Source organism: Burkholderia sp. Bmkn7, from assembly GCF_041103175.1.
In the GTDB taxonomy this organism is placed as follows: Bacteria; Pseudomonadota; Gammaproteobacteria; order Burkholderiales; family Burkholderiaceae; genus Burkholderia; species Burkholderia cepacia.
This window is the reverse complement of sequence record NZ_JBGCUH010000002.1, coordinates 2,799,877-2,820,307: the sequence shown is the minus strand read 5'-3', so window position 1 is coordinate 2,820,307 and position 20,431 is coordinate 2,799,877. Positions and strand designations below refer to the sequence as shown.

General features: G+C 69.6%; 20 protein-coding genes. 11 read left to right on the top strand and 9 right to left on the bottom strand.

The annotated features are described in order from the left end of the window. Nucleotides 1-235: 235 nt before the first annotated feature. The 6 genes from AB3K92_RS18570 to AB3K92_RS18545 form a co-directional block, all read right to left on the bottom strand. Nucleotides 236-958 carry a dihydrodipicolinate reductase gene (locus AB3K92_RS18570; RefSeq protein ID WP_369465595.1) on the bottom strand — a complete coding sequence of 241 codons (723 nt, stop codon included), beginning with the start codon at nucleotides 956-958 and terminating at the stop codon, nucleotides 236-238. Between the two features lie 275 nt (nucleotides 959-1,233). Further along, the gene (locus AB3K92_RS18565; RefSeq protein ID WP_369465594.1) at nucleotides 1,234-2,001 is read right to left on the bottom strand and encodes a DUF4410 domain-containing protein; all 768 of its coding nucleotides are present in this window, start codon (nucleotides 1,999-2,001) and stop codon (nucleotides 1,234-1,236) included. A gap of 452 nt (nucleotides 2,002-2,453) precedes the next feature. Beyond that, nucleotides 2,454-3,812, bottom strand: a complete 1,359-nt coding sequence (locus AB3K92_RS18560) for an ATP-binding protein (RefSeq protein WP_369465593.1) — start codon at nucleotides 3,810-3,812, stop codon at nucleotides 2,454-2,456. Then, the gene (locus AB3K92_RS18555) at nucleotides 3,812-4,525 is read right to left on the bottom strand and encodes a response regulator (RefSeq protein ID WP_048026791.1); all 714 of its coding nucleotides are present in this window, start codon (nucleotides 4,523-4,525) and stop codon (nucleotides 3,812-3,814) included. Before AB3K92_RS18555 ends, AB3K92_RS18560 begins: the two co-directional genes overlap by 1 nt. A 43-nt stretch (nucleotides 4,526-4,568) precedes the next feature. Further along, a complete protein-coding gene (locus AB3K92_RS18550; protein WP_081080272.1) occupies nucleotides 4,569-4,874 on the bottom strand; it encodes a hypothetical protein in 306 nt (101 codons plus the stop codon). A gap of 89 nt (nucleotides 4,875-4,963) precedes the next feature. Beyond that, nucleotides 4,964-6,043 (bottom strand): hypothetical protein, encoded by a 1,080-nt coding sequence (locus AB3K92_RS18545; RefSeq protein ID WP_124923161.1) that lies wholly within the window; start codon nucleotides 6,041-6,043, stop codon nucleotides 4,964-4,966. A gap of 778 nt (nucleotides 6,044-6,821) precedes the next feature. On the opposite strand from AB3K92_RS18545, the gene AB3K92_RS18540 reads away from it, so the two are divergent. From AB3K92_RS18540 to creD, 5 genes are all read left to right on the top strand, one after another. Next, nucleotides 6,822-7,730, top strand: a complete 909-nt coding sequence (locus tag AB3K92_RS18540) for a sterol desaturase family protein (protein WP_124923160.1) — start codon at nucleotides 6,822-6,824, stop codon at nucleotides 7,728-7,730. Nucleotides 7,731-7,835: 105 nt separating this feature from the next. Next, a complete protein-coding gene (locus AB3K92_RS18535; protein WP_048026788.1) occupies nucleotides 7,836-8,549 on the top strand; it encodes an SDR family NAD(P)-dependent oxidoreductase in 714 nt (237 codons plus the stop codon). A gap of 85 nt (nucleotides 8,550-8,634) precedes the next feature. Further along, entirely contained in the window at nucleotides 8,635-9,345 is a 711-nt protein-coding gene (creB, locus tag AB3K92_RS18530; protein ID WP_059492148.1) for a two-component system response regulator CreB, read from the top strand. A gap of 15 nt (nucleotides 9,346-9,360) precedes the next feature. Further along, a complete protein-coding gene (gene creC, locus AB3K92_RS18525; RefSeq protein WP_369465592.1) occupies nucleotides 9,361-10,812 on the top strand; it encodes a two-component system sensor histidine kinase CreC in 1,452 nt (483 codons plus the stop codon). 103 nt (nucleotides 10,813-10,915) lie between these two features. Next, nucleotides 10,916-12,319, top strand: coding sequence for a cell envelope integrity protein CreD (gene creD, locus AB3K92_RS18520; RefSeq protein WP_059492149.1), 1,404 nt, complete (start codon nucleotides 10,916-10,918; stop codon nucleotides 12,317-12,319). A 73-nt stretch (nucleotides 12,320-12,392) separates the two neighbouring features. Here creD and AB3K92_RS18515 read toward each other — a convergent pair whose 3' ends face one another. Further along, nucleotides 12,393-12,815, bottom strand: a complete 423-nt coding sequence (locus AB3K92_RS18515) for a RidA family protein (protein ID WP_060070555.1) — start codon at nucleotides 12,813-12,815, stop codon at nucleotides 12,393-12,395. Nucleotides 12,816-12,975: 160 nt separating this feature from the next. Here AB3K92_RS18515 and AB3K92_RS18510 point away from each other — a divergent pair, with 160 nt between their 5' ends. Both AB3K92_RS18510 and AB3K92_RS18505 read left to right on the top strand, forming a co-directional pair. Beyond that, nucleotides 12,976-13,413: a hypothetical protein gene (locus AB3K92_RS18510; protein ID WP_060224985.1), complete on the top strand. Its 438-nt coding sequence runs from the start codon at nucleotides 12,976-12,978 to the stop codon at nucleotides 13,411-13,413. Nucleotides 13,414-13,495: 82 nt separating this feature from the next. Further along, a complete protein-coding gene (locus AB3K92_RS18505; RefSeq protein WP_021158182.1) occupies nucleotides 13,496-13,687 on the top strand; it encodes an oxidoreductase-like domain-containing protein in 192 nt (63 codons plus the stop codon). A 78-nt stretch (nucleotides 13,688-13,765) separates the two neighbouring features. Here AB3K92_RS18505 and AB3K92_RS18500 read toward each other — a convergent pair whose 3' ends face one another. Continuing rightward, on the bottom strand, nucleotides 13,766-15,226 hold the full coding sequence (locus AB3K92_RS18500; RefSeq protein WP_369465591.1) for an MFS transporter: 1,461 nt from the start codon (nucleotides 15,224-15,226) through the stop codon (nucleotides 13,766-13,768). Between the two features lie 170 nt (nucleotides 15,227-15,396). Between AB3K92_RS18500 and AB3K92_RS18495 the strand changes: the two genes are divergently transcribed. Both AB3K92_RS18495 and AB3K92_RS18490 read left to right on the top strand, forming a co-directional pair. Beyond that, entirely contained in the window at nucleotides 15,397-16,269 is an 873-nt protein-coding gene (locus AB3K92_RS18495; protein WP_059485416.1) for a LysR family transcriptional regulator, read from the top strand. Between the two features lie 73 nt (nucleotides 16,270-16,342). After that, nucleotides 16,343-16,663, top strand: a complete 321-nt coding sequence (locus AB3K92_RS18490; RefSeq protein WP_048026777.1) for a hypothetical protein — start codon at nucleotides 16,343-16,345, stop codon at nucleotides 16,661-16,663. Nucleotides 16,664-16,846: 183 nt separating this feature from the next. On the opposite strand, the gene AB3K92_RS18485 is transcribed toward AB3K92_RS18490, so the two are convergent. Then, nucleotides 16,847-17,749, bottom strand: a complete 903-nt coding sequence (locus tag AB3K92_RS18485; RefSeq protein ID WP_369465590.1) for a LysR family transcriptional regulator — start codon at nucleotides 17,747-17,749, stop codon at nucleotides 16,847-16,849. Nucleotides 17,750-17,847: 98 nt separating this feature from the next. On the opposite strand from AB3K92_RS18485, the gene AB3K92_RS18480 reads away from it, so the two are divergent. Continuing rightward, nucleotides 17,848-18,831, top strand: a complete 984-nt coding sequence (locus AB3K92_RS18480) for an NAD-dependent epimerase/dehydratase family protein (protein WP_060280463.1) — start codon at nucleotides 17,848-17,850, stop codon at nucleotides 18,829-18,831. A 162-nt stretch (nucleotides 18,832-18,993) separates the two neighbouring features. Next, nucleotides 18,994-20,355: an RtcB family protein gene (locus tag AB3K92_RS18475; RefSeq protein ID WP_369465589.1), complete on the top strand. Its 1,362-nt coding sequence runs from the start codon at nucleotides 18,994-18,996 to the stop codon at nucleotides 20,353-20,355. Nucleotides 20,356-20,431: the final 76 nt, after the last annotated feature.

Here is a 20,431-nt window from a genome sequence, read left to right as displayed (position 1 = left end):
GCGCGCCGGCGTCGGCAGCGGTTTGCGCCCCATCTCGGCGAATGAACCTCGGCCGATAACTTGCCGGCCGATACGAAACGACGTTTGCACGTCGCGGCTGCCGGGGGTGGGACGTTTGGCCCGGATGCCGCTGGCGAAGCGATCGGCGACATCCACGGCATTTTGCGACGAACTCTTTTCGTTGTGGAAACGACGTGCGAGACGCGCGCATGCCTCCCGCCGCGTACCGCCGCGACTACAGCCAGCCGTTGCGGATGAACTCGACGATCGAATAGCGGCGGTGCTCGAGATCGTGCTGCCGGACGGCATCGACGATGCGCGATACGCCATCCGCGTAGGGCGTATCGCCCACCACGCGCGATTCGAACTGCAGGCTGCACGCACCGTCGTCGATGCGTATCCGGTGAATCGCGTGGCGGCCGAGCTGATCGTCGGCGACGGCGAATTCGCTGCGCTGCACGTCCGGGTCGCGCACGGAGCGGATGTCTTCCGGCCGCACGCCGAGCGACTGGCCGATCCCGACGGCCGTGCCCGGGACGGACGTCTTGCCGGCCTGGTGCGACTCCGTCAGGCTGATCCGGCAGTCGTGAAACAGGTGGCCGCTGGTTTCCAGCATGCTCATGAACTTGAGCATCAGGATGTTCGTGTTCGGACACAGCACGATCGGGAAAGCGTACGAGCCGGTTTCGAGCACGGAGCCGGTGGACAGCTCGATGAGCGGCGACGCGGTGGCCTCGCAGAATGCGATGACGTCAGGGAGCTCGCGGCCGGAACCGGCATGCACGACGATCGAGCGGGCGTCGGTATGCCGGGCGTCACCATGCCGGGCGTCGCTATGCTGCGCATCGTGGTGCGTGCTGTCCGACCATGCCATCACGCGACAGGTTGCGGGGTCGAGCCGGTGCGCGCCGAGCAGTTCGCTGGCCAGCTTGCCGGTTCCTACGACGAGTACTTGCATGGCATTGACGGGTTGAGGTTCGGAATTCGTTCAGGACGGGAAATGGCGCCGGCCGTCGGGTGGCCCGGCACGGTCGCGGCGCGTGTCGCCGCGGCGGCCTCGCGCATTATGCCCGGCCGGCCGCCTGCGCGCCCGCCGGGCTGCGCAGGCGGCGTGCGGCGTGCGGCGTGCGGCGTGCGGCGTGCGGCGTGCGGCGTGCGGCGTGCGGCGTGCGGCGTGCGGCGTGCGGCGTGCGGCGTGCAGCGTGCAGCGTGCAGCGTGCGGTGCGCGGTGCGTCAGCTCGCCGACACCGTCGGCAGCCACGCGTTCGCCGCATTCTGCGTGGCGAGCTGCTTCGCGATCGAGCGCGCGAGTCGATCCGTATCGGACACCACCGTGTCGTGCTTGGCTTCCGACACGCCATGCAGGCCGGTGCCGACCGCTGCCGACGTCGCGAGGCGGCCGGCCGCCGCGCCGACCCCGGCGGTTTCCACCATGCCGGGCAGGTGGCCGCTGTTCGCGCTGGACGAGAACGTACCGAGCGGTTGCGGCGCGCCATACGCCGGCCGGAACAGCACGGTGACCGATGCCTTCACTTCGCTCTTGCCCGCTCCGAGCCCGATCAGGGTGCGGCGGCGGCGGTTGCCGGCGTCGATCGACTCGAACCGGCCTTCGATCACCAGCACGTCGCGGCCGTCGGGCACCGGGCCGCGCAGCGCGGGGATGCCTTGCGACCGGAGTTCGCGCACGAGCGCGTCGGCGAGCCGCTCGCGTGTCGTCAGCGCGCTCTGCTGGCGTTGCACGTCGGCGGACGAACCGCTCGCGAGGGTCGTGAGCTTGGCGATCATGCCGCCGTCGACCTTGACGTCGGTCGTGTCCACGTCGAACGCGGACACGTAGACGACGTCCGCACGAACCTGCGGCTGCGTGCGGGCCGCCGGCGCGGCGGTCATGGCGGTGGTTGAGGTCGATGCGCAGCCGGTCATCGCGAGTGCGCCGGCGATCAGCGCGACGCTCGTCAGACGTTTGGCGTGGGTGGCAAGGGTGTGAAGGGAAGTGAACATGTCGATCTCCGAGGCCTGGATGAAGTTGCCGATACTGTCGCGGCATTCAGGAACGCGAACGATCGGAAGCGGGGCGTGATCGCTGGCGAGGGAGAGGTTTCATGCCGTTGCGCAACACGCAGGCGCAAGTATGCGGAGGCCGGGCGTGATGCGCCACGCAGGAATTATGTCGGCGCATGTCACGTGCCGCCGCGCGCGGGTACGCTGGGCCGTCGGATCGTCAGGCAGTAAGGGAGAAAGGCGGTAACGCGGCAAGGCGGCAAGGCGGCAAGGCGGCAAGGCGGCAAGGCGGCAAGGCGGCAAGGCGGCAAGGCAGTAAGGCAGTAAGGCAGTAAGGCAGTAAGGCAGTAAGGCAGTAAGGCAGTAAGGCAGTAAGGCGGACAGAAGAACAGAAGAACCGAAGAACCGAAGAACCGAAGAACCGAAGAACCGAAGAACCATCGAGCCGCCACTCAACCCGAAAGCCCCCGCCGCGCCTGCCCGGACGAATCGAGCGGCAGCGCGACGACGGCCTCCAGGCCGCCGCCGTCGCGGTCGCGGAACGTCAGCGAGCCGCCGTGCAGGCGGGCGATCCGCTCGACGATCGCGAGGCCCAGGCCGGTGCCGCCCGCATGGCTGCGTGCGTTCGCTCCCCGGCTGAACGGTGCCTTGAGCCGTTCGAGTTCGGCCGCGCGGATGCCGTTGCCGCGATCGCCGACCACCGCATACGCGATCCCGCCTTCGGTCCACGTGCGCACGCCGAGGCCCGTGCGGCCATAGACGACCGCGTTCTGCATCAGGTTCATCAGCAGCCGCATCAGGCTGATCGGACGAAACGCGAACATGGGCACCTCGCCTTCGTCGAACTCGAATTCATGGCCGAGCCCCGCGAAATCCGCGACGAGCTGGCCGATCAGCGCGTTCAGGTCGCCGGTTTGCGGCGTTTCGCGCTCGCCGCTGCCCGCGTAGTCCATGAATTGCTGCAGGATCGTATCGATCTGGTCGAGATAGTGCTCGGCCGATGCGGTGAGCGCGTCGTGCGTGCCGCGCGGCAGCGCCATCGCGATCGCCAGGCGCAGCTTGGTGAGCGGCGTGCGGATGTCGTGCGACACGCCGGCCAGCATCAGCGAACGGGTCGCTTCCGCCTGCTGCAGTGCGTCGGCCATCTGGTTGAATGCGCGGCTCACGTCGGCGATTTCGGTCGGGCCGTCGGTGGGCAGCGGCGGCGGGCGCTCGCCCGCGCTGACGCGCTGCGCCGCCCGCGCCAGCGCGTCGAGCGGCCGGTTCAGGTGGAGCTGGATCAGGTAGCCGGTCAGCGCTGCGAGCAGCGCCAGCCCGACCGACAGCGCGAGGGCCGTCGTGATGCCGCTCGCCTGCGCGTCGGCGGCCATCGGCAGCGGCACCCAGACAGGCGAGCCGGCCGCGTGCAGTCGGATCCACAGGCGCTCGTCGTCGCCGGATTGCCAGCGCGCCGTGAGGTCCGGCGGCAGGTGGCGTTCCAGGGCCTGCATGAACACGTCGCGCTGCCAGGTGCGGAAGAAGGCCGCCAGGTTCGGCGCTTGCGGCGGTGCGGCCGGCGGCAGCGCGGCCTGGCCGCCGAACTGCGCGACGGCCGTGCGGCCGGCATCGGGCGGCAGGCTGGCGAGCGTGCGGTCGAGCAACTGCACGTAGTCGGCGAAAACGATCGAGGCCCGCTCGATGCGCGGGCGCTGCACGTAGTGCAGCAGCACGGTGAGCGAACAGGCGAGCGAACAGGCGAGCGACAGCGCGACGAGCGCCACCAGCAGCGCGATGTTGCGCGCGAGCAGCGAGCGCGGCAGCGGGATGCGCATCACGGCTCGATGCCGGCCACCAGCATGTAGCCGATGCCCCAGACGGTCTTGATGAAGCGTGGCTTGGCGGGATCGTCCTCGACGATCTGGCGCAGCCGCAGGATCTGGACGTCGACGCTGCGGTCGAGTGCGGCATGGTCGCGGCCGCGCGCGCGGGCGAGCAGGTTCTCGCGGCTCACCGCGCGATTCGGCGACGAGCCGAGCGCGTGCAACAGCAGCATCTGCGCCGAATGGATCTCGACGGGCGTGCCGTCGCGCATCAGCGTCTGCTGGCCGACGTCGAACGTGAACGCGCCGAAACGCAGGCGCTGCGACGTGACCGTCGGCTCGCCGGCCGCCATTTTCTGCCGCCGCAGCAGCGCGCGGACGCGGGCGACGAGTTCGTCGGGGAGAAACGGCTTCGCCAGGTAATCGTCGGCGCCCGTCTCGAGGCCGACGACCTTGTCCGCGGCATCGCCTTTCGCGGTGAGCATCAGGATCGGCAGCGTCTGGCCTTCGGCGCGCAGGCGCCGGCATACGCTCAGGCCGTCCTCGGGCTCCATCATCAGGTCGAGCACCAGCAGGTCGTACGGCTCGCGCTGTAGCAGGCGGTCGAGCCGCTTGCCGTCGGCGACCGCGCGGACCTGGAAGCCGTGGCCGGTCAGGAAGCGCTGCAGCATGTTGCGCAGCTCGGCTTCGTCGTCGAGCACGACGATCCTGCAGGACTGTTCCATCGCTTGCCTCCCGGTGCGTGCGCGGCTGGATCGTCGTGCGGGTTCAACGGGCCGCCATGCGCTGGCGCATGAAACCGCCCAACTGCTCGAGCGTGACGTAGCCGTTGTGCTGCGTATCGATTTCGTCGAAATGCTGCGCGACCATCGGCATGCCCGCGGCGGCCTGCTCGCGGGTGAGCCTGCCGTCGTGCGTCGTGTTCGCGTTGGCGAAGCGGGCCTGCAACTGCATCAGTGCGCGTTCGACGCGTGCACCGCCGTTCGCCGCGCCGGGCGGCACCTGCTGTGCCGACGCTGCTGCTGAGACGATACACAAAACGACGACGGCAATCATCTTCTTGATGGACTTCATGGGGTTTCTCCTTGCGTGGCCGACGGTCTGCGCCGGCCGGGTGGTTGATGAAACGGATGGAAAACGAAACAGACCGGAGCGGGGCCGGGTCATGCCCAGTGCGCGGGCACCCACACGCGGCCGGCCCAGTGGCCGGGCACCCAGACGACGGCGCGCGGCGGGTGGGCGACATACACGGCGCGCGGGGCGACGTACACGGCACGCGGCAGCGGCGGCGCGATGTACAGGACCTTCGGCGGCGGCGGCGCGACGTAGACGACGCGCGGCGCGGGTGCGACCACGACGGCCTTCGGCGGCGCAACATGCACGACCTTCGGCGGGGGCGTGACGACGACGGCGGCCGGCGCGGGCGGCGGGGGCGTGACCACGACGGCGGCAGGTGCCGGTGCCGCGACAGCGACCGTGGCAGCGGGCGGCGGGGGCGTCACGACCACCGCAGCGGGCGGAGGCGGTGCGACGGGCACAGGCACCGGCACCCCGACAGGAACCGGTACCGTCCCGCCGGCCACGACGACCGCGCCGCCTGCCGCCGTGCTGCCGTGGATCACCGTCGTGCCGCCGGTCGAGACGGTGCCGCCGTGTACGACCGTCGAGCCCCCCGACGTCGTCACGACGCCCGGCGCCACGCGCGTCGCGCTGCCGGAATGCGTGACGCTTGCGCCGTCGGTGCCCGTCAAGGTGCCCGAGCGCGAGCAGGTCGAGCCCGCGCAATTCGTCGACGCCGTATGGCTGGCCGTATTGCCGTTCGATCCCGTGATCGTGCCGCTCGACCCATACTGGTCCGGGCCGTTGCGCGTCACGCTGCCCGATGTCGTGGCGCTGCGGCCGTCCGAGCCCGTGAGCGAACCGGTATGCGAGCAGGTGCCGTCCGCGCAGCTCGTGTCGCCGCTGTGTTCCACCGAGCGCCCGTTCGGGCCGACGGCCGTGCCGCTGTTCGAGAACTGGCCGGGCGCGGTGCGCGTGACGGTGCCGGTATTGGTCGCGATCCCGCCGCCGGGGCCGATCACGCCGCCCGCATGCGAGCAGCTGCCGCCGCCGCACGAACCGGCGTGCGCGCCGTTGTAGGTGCCGCGCGGGGTGTACGCGGTGCCGTGGCCGGACCAGCCGGCGAAGGCCGGCGCGCAGGCGAGGGCGAGTGCGGCGGCGGTGACGAGGAAGCGGGTTTTCATCGGGTGTCCTTGCGGTTCGTTTCGGTGCACGCGGTGGCGTGGCGACGGAACGAACTTTAGGGCGACGACACGCGCCCGTCGCGTCATAAAAGATGTCGCGGTGTTACACGTGTCGTGCTGTTTCGAGGTACGACGAATGCGTGCGTCGGCCGCGCCGATCGCGGGCATGCCGCGCCGGGCAAGGCTGCCGGCAGCGCGATCGCGTGAAGGCGGAGGGCGGCCGCGCGGGGCGGAACGTGTCGAGCGCGGCGCGAAGTCGTGTCGCGGCGACATGCGGCGACACATTTGCGGGTCGATCCGCGCGTGCTCCGTGTCGAGCCACGTCACGCGAATTGAACGCATGCAGTTGAACGCATGCGGTGGGCCACACGCGACCGGAACCGGCTTCTCCGAAACATGAAGGGAACCGTCCGCCGTCGTATACCGTCCGAAGAATCGGCTTCCGGCCGGTCACGACTGTGCTCGCCTGCCGCGCAGGCTTGTCCATCGGCCCATGTCATGTCGCACGCCATCGACCGCCTTCGTCACGACATGCGGCGACACATTTCCCGCCGGAGATGCCCACGCGCCGCCGCGAATCGGCCCGGCTCCAGTCGACAAGCGCGTGTGACCGCCGCGCATCACCTGAACGCCGCCGACCGCGACGTATCGCGACATACGGCGACATATTTCCCGCGTGGTCTTTCCGTTCCGCGCCCACTACAGTGCGTTCCATCCGACGCGATGGCGGCCCGTGCCGCCCATGACGCGTCCGGCTCAACCGAAGGAACGACCCATCATGCTCACGACCACCGGAAAGCTCGCGTACTACGTCACGCTCTTCATCGTCGCCGTCTCGCTCGTCGAGGCGGTGGTGCTCACCTGGCGCCGCGCCCGCGGGCCCGAACCGTTCGACTGGAACGAAGTATGGCTGTCGCTCGCCGACCTCGCGGGCCGCAAGCTGCTCGCGCTGGTGCCGCTGTCGCTCGCCACGCCGGTGTTCGATTTCGCTTGGGCGCACCGGCTCTTCACGATCCCGCTCCACAGCGTCGCGCTCGCGCTGCTCGTGTTTGTCGGCCAGGAGTTCTGCTACTACTGGTATCACCGCGCGTCACACCGCGTGCGCTTCTTCTGGTCGACCCATGCGGTGCATCACTCGCCGAACCAGTTGACGCTGTCGTCCGCATTTCGCCTCGGCTGGACCGGCAAGATCGCCGGCGCCGCGATGTTCTTCACGCCGCTTGTATGGCTCGGCGTGCGTCCGGAAGCCGTGCTCGCGATCCTGTCGTTCAACCTGATGTACCAGTTCTGGCTGCACAACACGTGGATGCCGAAGCTCGGCTGGCTCGAATACGTGTTCAACACGCCGTCCGCGCACCGCGTGCACCATGCGTCGAACCTCGACTACCTCGATGCGAACTACGGCGGCGTGCTGATCGTGTTCGACCGGCTGTTCGGCACCTATGTCGCCGAGCGCGCCGACGAGCCGTGCCGTTTCGGCCTCGTCACGCCGACCCGTTCGCGCAATCCGTTCGTCGTCGAACTCGAACACTGGGCGAGCCTCGCCCGCGACGTCGCGACGGCCCGCGACGCGTGGACGGCGATCCGCTTCGTGCTGCTGCCGCCGGGCTGGCGCCCGGACAACCAGGGCGAAACGACGGAGGAACTGCGCCGCCGCAGCCTCGTCGCCGTGCGCACGGATGCGTGAACGCGCTACGCTGTGTCGAATTGCCGGCCGCGCATGCGTGCCGCGGCCGGCATGACCCGTGCAATACGCATCATCAGGCAACCCTCGATCCAGGAGAAAACATCGATGGAACACGATTTCAAAGGCAAGGCAGTCGCGATCACCGGCGGGTTCGGCCATCTGGGCGTCGCGACGGCCGCGTGGCTCGGCGCGCGCGGCGCACGCGTCGCGCTGATCGGCCGCGGCGCGGCCCCGGCGGCAGAGGCACTGCCCGGCGTGCCGGCGGACGCGCTGCGCATCGGCGGCATCGATCTGGTCGATCCGCAGGCCGCCGCGCGGGCGCTCGATACCGTGCAGCGCGAATTCGGCCGGGTCGACGCGCTGCTGAACATCGCGGGCGCGTTCGTGTGGCAGACGATCGCCGACGGCGACGCCGCCACGTGGGACCGCATGTACGAACTGAACGTGAAGACCGCGCTGAACGCATCGAAGGCCGCGCTGCCGCACCTGCTGGCGAACCCGGCCGGGCGTATCGTCAACATCGGCGCGGGCGCGGCGTTCAAGGCCGGCGCGGGAATGGGCGCCTATGCGGCCGCGAAGGCCGGCGTCGCGCGGCTCACCGAGGCGCTGGCGGCCGAACTGCTCGACCGTGGCGTGACGGTGAACGCGATCCTGCCGAGCATCATCGATACGCCGCCGAACCGCGCGGACATGCCGGACGCGGATTTCTCGCGCTGGGTGCGGCCGGAACAGATCGCGGCGACGATCGGCTTCCTGCTGTCGGCCGACGCGCAGGCGATCACCGGCGCGTCGATTCCGGTGACCGGCCGCGTCGCGTAGTCCGGCGGGCACGGGCTCGCGCTCGCGCGGCCGCCGGCCGTGCGTACAATGGCGCACCGGACCCACGCGAGCCCAGCCCGAGACCATGCATCAGCCCCATATCCTGATCGTCGAAGATGAAGTGGCGATCGCGGACACGATCGTCTACGCCCTCGGCACCGACGGCATGCAGACCGTCCACTGCACCCTCGGGCAGGCGGCGCTCGACCGCCTGCGCGATGCGCGCTTCGACCTCGTCGTGCTCGACGTCGGCCTGCCGGACCTCAGCGGCTTCGAGGTATGCCGGCGGCTGCGCACGTTCTCCGACGTGCCGGTGATCTTCCTCACCGCGCGGCACGACGAAATCGACCGGATCGTCGGGCTCGAGATCGGTGCCGACGATTACGTGGTCAAGCCGTTTTCGCCACGCGAGCTGGCGGCCCGGGTGCGCGTGATCCTGCGGCGTTTCCACCGGGCGGCCGCCCCCGAATCGATACCCGCGCCCGCGCCGGCACCCGACGCGACAACCGCACCGGGCTTCACGGTCGATACCGATGGCGCGCGCGTGTCGTGGCTCGGCCACGCACTGGATCTCACGCGCTACGAATTCGGGCTGCTGGCGCTGCTGGTCCGGCATCCCGGGCGCATCTATTCGCGCGAGCAGCTGATGGATCTCGTGTGGCACGAGGCCTTCGATTCGGCCGACCGCACGGTCGACACGCACATCAAGACGCTGCGCGCCAAGCTGCGCGCGATCGACCCCGAGCGCGACCCGATCCGCACCCATCGCGGGATGGGTTATTCGCTGCAACCGTAACGACCGGCACCGCCCATGCATATCGGCCTGCGCATCTTCTTCGGCTTTTTCCTGATCGTCGGGCTGGCCGCGCTGATCACGCTGCGCGTGTTCGTGCAGGAGGTGAAGCCCGGCGTGCGCGAGGCGATGGAGGACACCCTCGTCGATACCGCGCAAGTGCTCGCGACGCTGGCCGCCGACGACATGGCCAGCGGCCATATCGCCGACGGCGCTTTCGCGCGGCAGCTCGCGCAACTTCACGAACGCCCGGTCAGCGCGAACGTGTGGGGCGTGCAGAAGAACATGATCGGCTACCGCCTCTACATCACCGACGCGCACGGCATCGTGCGCTACGACTCGACCGGCCGCGCGCTCGGGCAGGACTATTCGCGCTGGAACGACGTGTACCGGACGCTGCGCGGCGAATACGGCGCGCGCAGCACGCGCAGCGATCCGAACGACGACAGCAGCACCGTGATGCACGTGGCGGCACCGATCCGGCGCGGCAACGAGATCATCGGCGTACTGACGATCGCAAAGCCGAACCAGACGGTCGCGCCGTTCATCGCGCGCAGCCAGCGCAAGATCATGCTGTACGGCGCGCTGCTGATGGGCGGCGCGATCCTGATCGGCGTCGCGTGCACCTGGTGGCTGGTGGTCGGGCTGCGTCGCCTGCAGCGCTATGCGCGCGCGATTGCGGCGGGCGAGCGGGCCGACATGCCGCTGCAGGGCGCGAGCGAACTGGCCGAGCTCGGGCGCGCGGTGGAAAGCATGCATCAGCGGCTGGAGGACCGGCAGTACGTCGAGAACTACATCCACACGCTCACGCACGAGATGAAAAGCCCGCTGGCGGCGATCAGCGGTGCAGCCGAACTGCTGCAGGAAGACATGCCGGTTGCGAACCGCCGGCGCTTCACCGAGAACATCCGCCGCCAGGCCGGCCGCCTCGAACAGATGATCCGCAAGCTGCTCGCGCTCGCCGAAGTCGAACAGAAGCAGCGGCTGTCGGTGCGCGAACCGGTCGCGCTGCGGCCGGTGCTCGAACAGCTCGTCGACGATATCGAGCCGCGCGCACGGCAGCGCGGCGTGAACCTGGCGATCGACGCGAACGACGCGGCCGACCCGGCGGTCGTCGAAGGCGATCCGTTCCTGCTGCGCCAGGCGCTCGGCAACCTGCTCGACAACGCGCTGGATTTCGCGCCGCGGGGCAGCACGATCCGCATCGCGCTCGAACGGCAGCCGGCGGGCAGGGCGCACGTCGCGATCGTGCGCGTCGCCGATGACGGCCCCGGCGTGCCCGACTACGCACTGGCGCGCGTGTTCGAGCGCTTCTATTCGCTGCCGCGCCCCGACGGGCAGGATCGCAGCACGGGCCTCGGGCTGTGTTTCGTCCGCGAAGTCGCGATGCTGCACCGCGGCCAGGTCGCGCTCGCGAACCGCGACGAAGGCGGCGCGTGCGCGACGCTCACGCTGCCTTCGGCGGCCTGACCGCGCTTCACGTTCGCCCCACATTCGCTTCACACCGGCTTCAATCGCCCTTCACCGGGCCGGCGCATGCTGGCGGTACCTTTTACTCCGGTACCTGTCGGCCATGAATCGAGTCCTGTTGTTCAAATTCGTGATCACCGCGTTGCTTGCGCTGCTGATCCTGATCCCGCTGCAGATGGTGCAAAGCATCGTGCACGAACGCTCCGCGTATCGCATGGACGCGCTGCAGAGCATCTGGTCGAGCTATGCGGGGCCGCAGACGGTGTCGGGGCCGGTGCTCGTCGTGCCTTACACGGAAGTCACGCGCGTGCGCGACGAGACGCCCGCCGGCGGCGCGACGAAGACGAGCCTGAGAAGCGAGACGAAGCGCCTGCTCGTGTTTCCGAAGACGCTGAACGTCGACGGCACGTTGACGACCAGCGTCCGCTATCGCGGCATCCACAAGGCGCTGGTGTACGAACTGACGAGCCGGTTGACCGGCACGCTGGCGTTGCCGGACCTGAAGAAGCTGCCGCAGGCGGACGGCCACGTGAGCTTCAAGGTCGACAACGCCTATGTCGCGATCGGCATCGGCGACATTCGCGGGCTGACCGCGCAACCCGACGTGCGTATCGGCGGCGCGCGTTTCGACGTGGAGCAGGGCACGCGGCTGGACAGCCTGCGCCAGGGTGTGCACGCGAACGTCGATCTCGCGGCGCTGGCCGAAGCAGGCGCGGGAGCGGGAGCGGGCGCGGTCGTGCCGTTCAGCATCGACCTGCCGCTGCGGGGCGCGGAGTCCGTCGCGTTCGCGCCGGTGGGCGACCAGAACGATTTCTCGCTGAAGTCGACGTGGCCGCATCCGAGTTTCGACGGCGCGTTCCTGCCGAACAACCGCACGGTCGATGCGCGCGGGTTCACCGGCAACTGGCGCGTGACGTCGTTCAACACGAAGGCGCGCGAGCAGATCGCGACCGGCAACGGGGAAGGCGCGATCGAAACGGCGTCGGTGTCGATGATCGAACCCGTGAACGTCTATCTGCAGGCCGAACGCGCAACGAAGTACGGCGCGCTGTTCGTGATGCTCACGTTCGCGAGCTTCTTCATGTACGAGCTCGTGAAGCGGCTGCGCATTCACCCGATCCAGTACGCGCTGGTCGGCCTGTCGCTCGCGCTGTTCTTCCTGCTGCTGCTGAGCCTCTCCGAACACATCGCGTTTGCGTATGCGTATCTCGCGGCGAGCGGTGCATGCATCGGGCTGCTCGGTTTCTACCTGTCGTTCGTGCTGCACAGCGTGAAGCGCGGCGCGGTGTTCTCGGCGCTGCTCGCGGTGCTGTACGCGGCGCTCTACGGGCTGCTGCTGTCGGAAGACAACGCGCTGATGCTCGGTTCGCTGCTGCTGTTCGCGATCCTCGCGGGCATCATGACGCTCACGCGCCGTGTCGACTGGTATTCGCTCGGCGCCGCGTGGCAACCGTTGGCCGACAAGGCGGCCGCAGGCGCCGTGAAGCCGGGCGCGCAGGCGAAGTAGGCACGCGGGTGGCGAGGAAGCGCGCCGGTCGGCAATGCGACGGCCGGCGCGTCGTCCGGCGCGAGACAGCGCGTCACGCGCGCGATGCGGGCCGGCGAAAACGCGCGAGCGGAATTTCGGCGACGGCGGTGATCTCGATCAGCAGGTCGGGATGGTAGAGACGTTCGACCTGGACGGTCGTCGTCACCGGATAGGGCGCGGCGAAATACGTGCTGCGGATGTCGCCGGCCTGCATGAAGGCATCGATGTCGGTCGCATGGTGGACGAGCGAGATCACGTCCTGCATCTGCCCGCCCATCGCGGCGAGCACGGCGCGGATGTTGTCGAGCGTCTGCCGCACCTGCATGCGCATGTCGCCGTGGCCGACCACCCGGCCGTCGCGGTCGAGCGCCACTTGCCCCTTCAGATGCACGATCCGGCCGTCGCCCTGGATCACGGCCATCGAGAACGCGCCGAACGGCGCCCAGACTTCCGGCGGATTCACTGCTTCGGCCATCACGCGGCTCCTGTGGGGCGGCGGCTGCACGGCTTGCGGCGAGCGGCCGCGCAACGGAGGCGCGCCGTCGACAGCACCGCTCGCTTCGTCGACAATCGCGCCATTATGGATGAACGCGCGGCGACGCATGGGGCGTTGTTCCGCGATCACGACGACACACATGGACGATATCCGCGTCATCAAGGATCGTACGGCGCTCGACGGCACCGCGTACGTCGAACTCATGGGCGGGCCGTATGCGCGCACCTGCTGGAATGCCGGGTCGCTGTTCTTCGACGAGGAAGTGTTCGGGCTGCTCGAGACGGCAATCGCGCGGCAGATCCCCGACTACGACCATTACGCGTTCAACGCCGTCGGCATGGCCGACTGGCTTGCGATCGTCGCCGAACTGGCCGACACCGGCAGGAGGCTCGGCAACGCCGCGCAGCGCACCGACGCGCTCGACCGGCTCGGTTTCATTTTCAGCGGATCGCGGCAGGCTTTCGTCGCGCGTCTCGACGCAAGCTGCGCCGCGCTGGCCGGGGTGATCGCGGAAGTCGACGCGTGGACACGCGACGTTCGGCTTCGCCACGACCAGGTGACGATCCTGGGGATGTGATGCAGCGTTTGCCGGGTGTCACCGCCGACAGGCCGGGCGGCATCCACTTATACTGGATCTTTTCCGCCATTCGATTTTCGCCGTGCCCACGCCTGCCCCCACCGATCCGTCCATCGACGATCCGCGTCCGACCCCGCCCGTACAGCCCGAACTGGAAGACTGCTGCAACAGCGGTTGTTCGCCGTGCGTTTTCGACCTGTACGACGAAGCACTGGCGCGCTATCGCGTCGAACTGGCGGAGTGGGAAGCGCGGCACGCGCAGCGCAAGCCATGACGACACGCCCGATGCCGGCAAGCGGTGCGCATTTGCCGCGCGTCTCGAGCCGCGCCGGCAGTGCGCACCGGTTCCGCGTCACGCGCCCGCATGCAGCCGCCGATGCAGCGGCCCGAGCATGGCCGACAGCGCGATGCACGCGAGCAGCACGGCCGTCAGCGCGAACATCGACGTTCTGAAGCCCTGCACATAATCGAGCGCGGCCGGATGCGTGCCGAGCCGGGCGAAGAACACGCCGCCGAGCGTCGCCGCGCCGACGGCCGCGCCGATCTGCAGCATCGCGGTGACCATGCCGGACGCCACGCCCGCGCGCGCGGTATCGACTTCCGCAAGCACGATCCGCACGACCGACGGCAGCACGAGGCCCTGGCCGACACCGATCGCCGCGATCCCCACGTAGAAGCCGGGGCCCGGCGCGGCCGCACCGGCAAGCGCGGCGGCCGTCGCGACGCCGGCCGCGAGCATCGCGAAACCGAGCGTAAGCACGCGATAGCCGCCGAACCGGCCGACGAGTCGCGGCATCAGCAGCGGGCTCGACAGGAAGCCGAGCCCGAGCGGCAGGATCGCGAGCCCCGATGCGAGCGGCGACCAGTTCAGGCAGCCCTGCAGATAGATCCCGTAGCTCAGGAAGAACGCGCTCAGCGTATAGAACAGGAACGCCAGCACGAGCCCGAGTGCGACGACCGGGTTCCGGAACAGGCACACGTCGAGCAGCGGATCGTGGCCGCCCGCGAGACGGCGCGCCTCGACCGCCAGCAGCGCGCCGAGCATCGGCAGCGCGCCGACGAGGCACGCGACCATCCACAGCGGCCAGCCGGCCTCGCGCCCGTGCGTGAGCGGGTAGACGAGCATCAGCAGGAACAGCGACAGCAGTGCCATGCCGGGCACGTCGATGCGCTGGCCGCGCGGCGGCCGGCTTTCCGGGATGAAGCGCCAGCTGCCGACCAGCGCCAGGATGCCGATCGGCAGATTGACGAGGAAGATCGCGCGCCAGCCGAGCCCGAACGGATGCAGGCTGATCAGCGCACCGCCGCCGAGCTGGCCGATCACGGCCGCGAGGCCGAACACGAAACCGTAGAAGCCCATCACGCGCACCTGCTCCTGCGGGCTGAACACGCTGCGGATCGTCGCGAGCACCTGCGGCGCGAGGATCGCGGCGAACAGGCCCTGCAGCACGCGGCCGCCGACCAGCACCGCGCCGCTGCCGGCGAGCCCGCACAGCGTCGACGCGACGACGAAGCCGGCCATCCCGATCATGAACATGCGCTTGCGGCCGTACAGGTCGCCGAGCCGGCCGCCGGTGATCTGCACGACGGCGTTCGCGCACGCGTATGCCGACACGACGAGCTGCAGCTCGGCCGGGCGCGCGCCGATGCCGTCGCGGATGGCCGGTAGCGCCAGATTCACAATGAAGTAGTCGAGCGGCGGCAAAATCGCGCCAACCAGCAGGACCACCAGCGCCCAGCCGTGGTGGCTGCGCGGTGTCGCCGCGGCGGTCGTGCCGGCCGGGCCGCAGGGGGCAAGGGTGTCGTGGGTCATGGAAACCAGTCCGAAGAAACGAGGGCCGTATCCAGGCCGGACGCGGCGTCGTGAGCGCCGGTTCGGCCGGGGGCGGGCGATTGACCCCCATTCTGGGTGGTGGCAATGAATCGGAAAAGCGGGAATTGGTGGTAGCATCCATCGGGTTATTCGATGGATGGAGAAGGGCGATGCGCGGTTTCGACCTGGATCAGTTGCGTACTTTCGCGGCGGTCGCGGATGCCGGCAGCCTGACGGCCGCCGCGCCGCTGCTGCACCTGTCGCAGTCGACGGTCAGCGAGCAGGTGCGCAAGCTCGAATCGCGCGCCGGCGTGCCGCTGTTCGTGCGCAGCAAGCGGGGCGTCGAGCCGACCCCGGCCGGCTCGCGGCTGCTGCAGCACGCGCGGCGCATCGTCGCGCTGAACGAGGCCGCGTTCGACGAAGTGCGCGGGCAGGCGATCAAGGGCGAACTGCGCGTCGCGATCACCGATTACTACCGGACCAACGAAGTCGCGGGCCTGCTGGCCCGGCTGCGGGAGTGCTACCCGCAACTGAGCCTGCACGTCAGCGCGATGAAGAGCGCGGACATCGAGGCGGCGCATGCGCGGGGGCAGGTCGATCTCGGCGTGGTGATGAACCTGTCGAGCGGGCCGTTCCGGCCGGCGTCGGCCGATACGCGCTGGGTGCTGCGGCGTGAGCCGCTGTCGTGGGTCGCGTCGCCCGCGCTCGCCGAGCAACTGCCCGAGCCGTTGCCGCTCGTGCTGCTGCCGGACGACTGCATGATGCATCAGGTCGCGGTGCGCGCGCTCGACGAGCGGCATATGCCGTACCGGCTCGTGCACAGCGCGTCGGGGGTCGCGGGGCTGCAGTCGATGCTGGCGGCGGGGCTCGGTGTGGGCTGCCTGTGCGCGTCGGCGATCGGCGAGGGCATGATGCGGCTCGGCGCGAAATACCGTCTGCCGCCGCTGCCCGATGCGGTGTTTTCGCTGACGCCGCCGATGCCGGGCGAACGCGAAACCGTCACGCAGGCGCGCGAGGTGCTGTCGCGGCAATTGCTGATGTAGAACCGAGGAACCGTGGAACCGGGCCGCGCGATGCGCGGCGGCGCGTACCTGAGAGGCGCGCCAGGAGAAAAAAATGAACGACGAACTGCAACGCCAGATGGCCGCGAAGCTGCAGGATGCGCTGGAGCGCGTGGTCGACGAACGCTCGCTGATCCACTTCCTGCGCGTGCTCGGCCACGACTGGAACAAGGAGCGGCAGCTCGAGGCCGACCTGCCGCCGTCGCCGTATGCGCGCGCCGCGCTCGGCTGGGAAAACCACTCGATCGGCGAGTACCTGGACGCGATGGTCGACTGGGCCGAGGCATCGGAGGAAGGGCTGCGCTACTACGACCTGCCCGACAATCCGTGGCGGCGCATGGCGGACATCCTGTTCGCCGGGAAAAGCTACGAATAGCGCCGCTCGGGCGATTCGTTTGCTTTACCTTCGCCGCTGCGAATCGCCCAACGGCTCAACGGCTCAATGGCTGAACGGCTGAACGGCTGAACGGCCCACCCGCCCACCCGCCCAACCGCCCACCCGCCCAACCGCCCACCCGCCCAACCGCCCAACCGCCCAACCGCCCAACCGCCCAACCGCCTATTCGGCCGATTCGCCGTTCACATACGCACGCAGCCCGTCGGCCAGCGCATCGAACACCGCACGGCAGCGCGGGTTCGTGCGCAGGTCCTCGTGCATCACGACCCACGTTTCCAGCTGCATCGCGGGCCCGTCCGGCAGCACGCGCACGAGCCGCGCGTCCCGTTTCGCGAGCCCGGTCTGGCAGAAGCCGATTCCGTAGCCGGCGCGGATCATCGCGAGCTGCGCCAGGTTGCTGTCGGTGCGCAGCGAGAATGCGTCACGCTTCCACATCGGCATGGCGCGGCCCGCCGAGCGGATGAACGGCGTGACCGTGTCGAAGCCGATCAGCGCGTGATGCGCGAGTTCGTCGATCGTCGCGGGCGCCCCGTTGCGCGCCAGGTAGTCGTCGCGCGCATACAGCGCGACATCGATTTCGCCGATGCGCCGCGCCACGAGCGCCTCCTGCGCGGGCGGCGCCATCCGGACCGCGATGTCGGCCTCGCGCTTGAGCACGTCCTGGATGCGGTCGGTCGGCACCAGCTCGATGACGAGCCCCGGATGGTTGCGCCGCAATTGCGCGAGAACCGGCGGGAGCACTTCGACGGCGATCACGTCGCTGGCCGAGATCCGCACGATGCCGCGCACGCCGGCGCCGTGGCTCGCGGCCGCCCGCTCGAACGCGGCGGCCGCGCTGCGCAGCGCCTCCGCATGGCCGCGCAGCGCGAGCGCCGCCTCGGTCGGCAGCAGGCCGGACGGCGAGCGCGTGAACAGCGTCTGGCCGAACGCGGCCTCGAGTGCCGCGACGTGGCGGCCGGCCGTCGGCTGCGTGATGCCGAGCGCCCGTGCCGCGCCGGACAGCGAGCCTTCCGTCAGCACGGCAAGGAAGGTGCGGTAGCGTTCCCAGTTCAGATCGGTGGTCATGCATAAATGTATAGCCGATCCATTGTGTTCGGCAATTCCTTGATAGCCTCCGGCGCGCCAGAATGCGTGTCATGACGGTTCATTCGAGGAGAGCGGCAATGACGAACCACGCAGGCGGGACGCAACGGCTGGCACTCGTGCTCGGCGCAAGCGGCGGGATTGGCGGGGAAGTCGCGCGGCAGCTGCGCGATGCGGGCTGGCAGGTGCGCGCGCTGAAGCGCGGGCTCGACGCCGACACCGTGGAGCGCGACGGCATCGCATGGATGCGCGGCGACGCGATGGACCGCGACGCGGTCGTCCGGGCCGCGCGCGGGTGCAGCGTGATCGTGCACGCGGTGAATCCGCCCGGCTACCGGAACTGGGCCGGGCAGGTGCTGCCGATGATCGACAACACGATCGCGGCGGCGCAGGCGGAGCAGGCCACCGTCGTGCTGCCGGGCACGGTGTACAACTACGGCGCCGATGCGTTTCCGGTGCTGCACGAAGATGCGCCGCAGCATCCGTCGACGCGCAAGGGCGCGATCCGCGTCGAACTGGAGCGCCGGCTGCAGGATGCGGCCGCGCATGGCGTTCGCACGATCATCGTGCGCGCAGGCGATTTCTTCGGGCCGAGGCTCACCGGCAACAGCTGGTTTGCGGCGGGGCTCGTCAAGGCCGGGCAGCCGGTTGCGGCCATCAGCGTGCCGGGGCGGGACGGCGTCGGGCATCAGTGGTCGTATGTGCCGGACGCCGCGCGCACGATGGTCGAGCTGATCGAGCGGCGCGACACGCTCGAACCGTTCGCGCGTTTTCACCTCGGCGGGCACTGGGACGCGGACGGCACGCAGATGGCGGAGGCCGTGCGCCGCGTCGCGCAGCGGCACGGGCTGCGTCCGACGATGCGCAAGTTCCCGTGGTGGTTCGTGTGGGTCGCGGCGCCGTTCGTCACGACGCTGCGCGAATTGCTCGAGATGCGCTACCTGTGGCGCGAGCCGATCCGGCTGGACAACACGCGGGTGACCGCGGTGCTCGGCCGCGAGCCGGTCACGCCGCTCGATACCGCGATCGAGGCGACGCTGGCGGGGCTCGGGTGTCTCAAGTGAGCAACGGGGGCGCGCGAACGCAATCGCGTTCTGCTATGATCCGCGCTCCCTTCCTCGACGCTGCTGCAGGAAGGTACCCACGACCGCCGGAATGCCGGAGGTCGCGTCGTACCTTTTTCATTTTCAGCAGCGATGTCTACCTTTCCTCGTTTAAAAAAAGCCTTGCAACGGCAAGGCATCCGTGTCGACCATCACGCCGGCATCTATCACCTGCGCAATGAACTGGCGCAGGCGTCCGTCCTGTTGCCCGCTTCGCTCCCGCTCGAGGAGAAGGCCGTCCAGCAGTTGCTCGCGTTCGCGGCCGTCCGTTCGCCGGATGGCCATCAGCGCGTATGCAAGGCCTGCGCGACGCCGGACTTTCATCCGGGCGGGGTCGCGCCCGTCGGCTCGATCGTCGCGACCGACGACGCGTTCGTGATTCCCGCCGCGATCGGCACCGATATCAACTGCGGGATGCGTCTCGTCACCACGGGCCTCAAGCGTTCGGCGCTCGCGCCGTTCGAGACGGCGCTCGTCGAGCGGCTGACGCGCGCGATTCTCGCGGACCGGCGCGACGTGCCGGTCGGCAGCGATGCCTTCCGCGCGCTGTTCGACGCGGGCCCGGCGGCATTCGTCGATCGTGTCGCGCCGCAGGGGCTCTGGGCGCACGTCGACCGCGACCGGCTCATCGACGAACTGTCGTCGTGCATCGGCCTCGACCGGTTCGACGGCAGCGCGAAATACGCGCCCGACGCGCATGTCGGATCGCGCGAGGTATTCCGCGACCCTTGCCTCGGCACCCCGGGCTCGGGCAATCATTTCGTCGAACTGCAGGTGGTCGACGCCGTGCTCGATCGGCATGCGGCCTACCGGGCGGGACTCGCGAAGGACGACGTCGTCGTGATGATCCACAGCGGTTCGCGCGATGTCGGCTTCTACGTCGGGCGACGCTGGATGGACCGGGCGCGCGCGGCATGGCCGGCGGGCGTCAGGCATCCGGAAAGCGGCCTGTACGGCCTTTCCGGCGAGCTGGCGCGCGACTATCTCGTCGCGATGGACACCGCCGCGCGTTATGCGTGGCTCAACCGTGTCGTGCTTGCCGAGATGGTTCGCAAGGAACTGGCGGAGCTCACCGGCGAGACCCGTTCGGCACTCGTGGTCGACGTGCCGCACAACGTCGTGCTGCGCGAAAACGGGATGAATGTCCATCGCAAGGGGGCGACCCCCGCCCGCGACGGCGATCTCGCGCTGATTCCCGGATCGATGGGCGATGCGTCGTTTCTCGCGACGGGGCTCGGTCATCCCGACTGGCTGTGGTCGTGCAGCCACGGCGCCGGCCGCAGCGTGCGCCGGCAGGCGGTGCGGCGGATGCGCGCGGAGCAGGCGCCGGGCACGTGGCGCTGTGTGACGCTGCGCGACGAGCGCCGCATCGAGGAAGCGCCGGAAGCCTACAAGCCGATCGGGCCCGTGATCGACGCGCAGGAACAGGCCGGCCTCATTCGCAGCGCGGTCCGGTTGAAGCCGTGGGTCACGTTCAAGGCATGACGGGCGGCGGGGGCGGCGCGCACGCCGGCCGCCGCCGCGGCTTGCGCCGGGGCCGGCGATACGTCGTCCGCTTTCC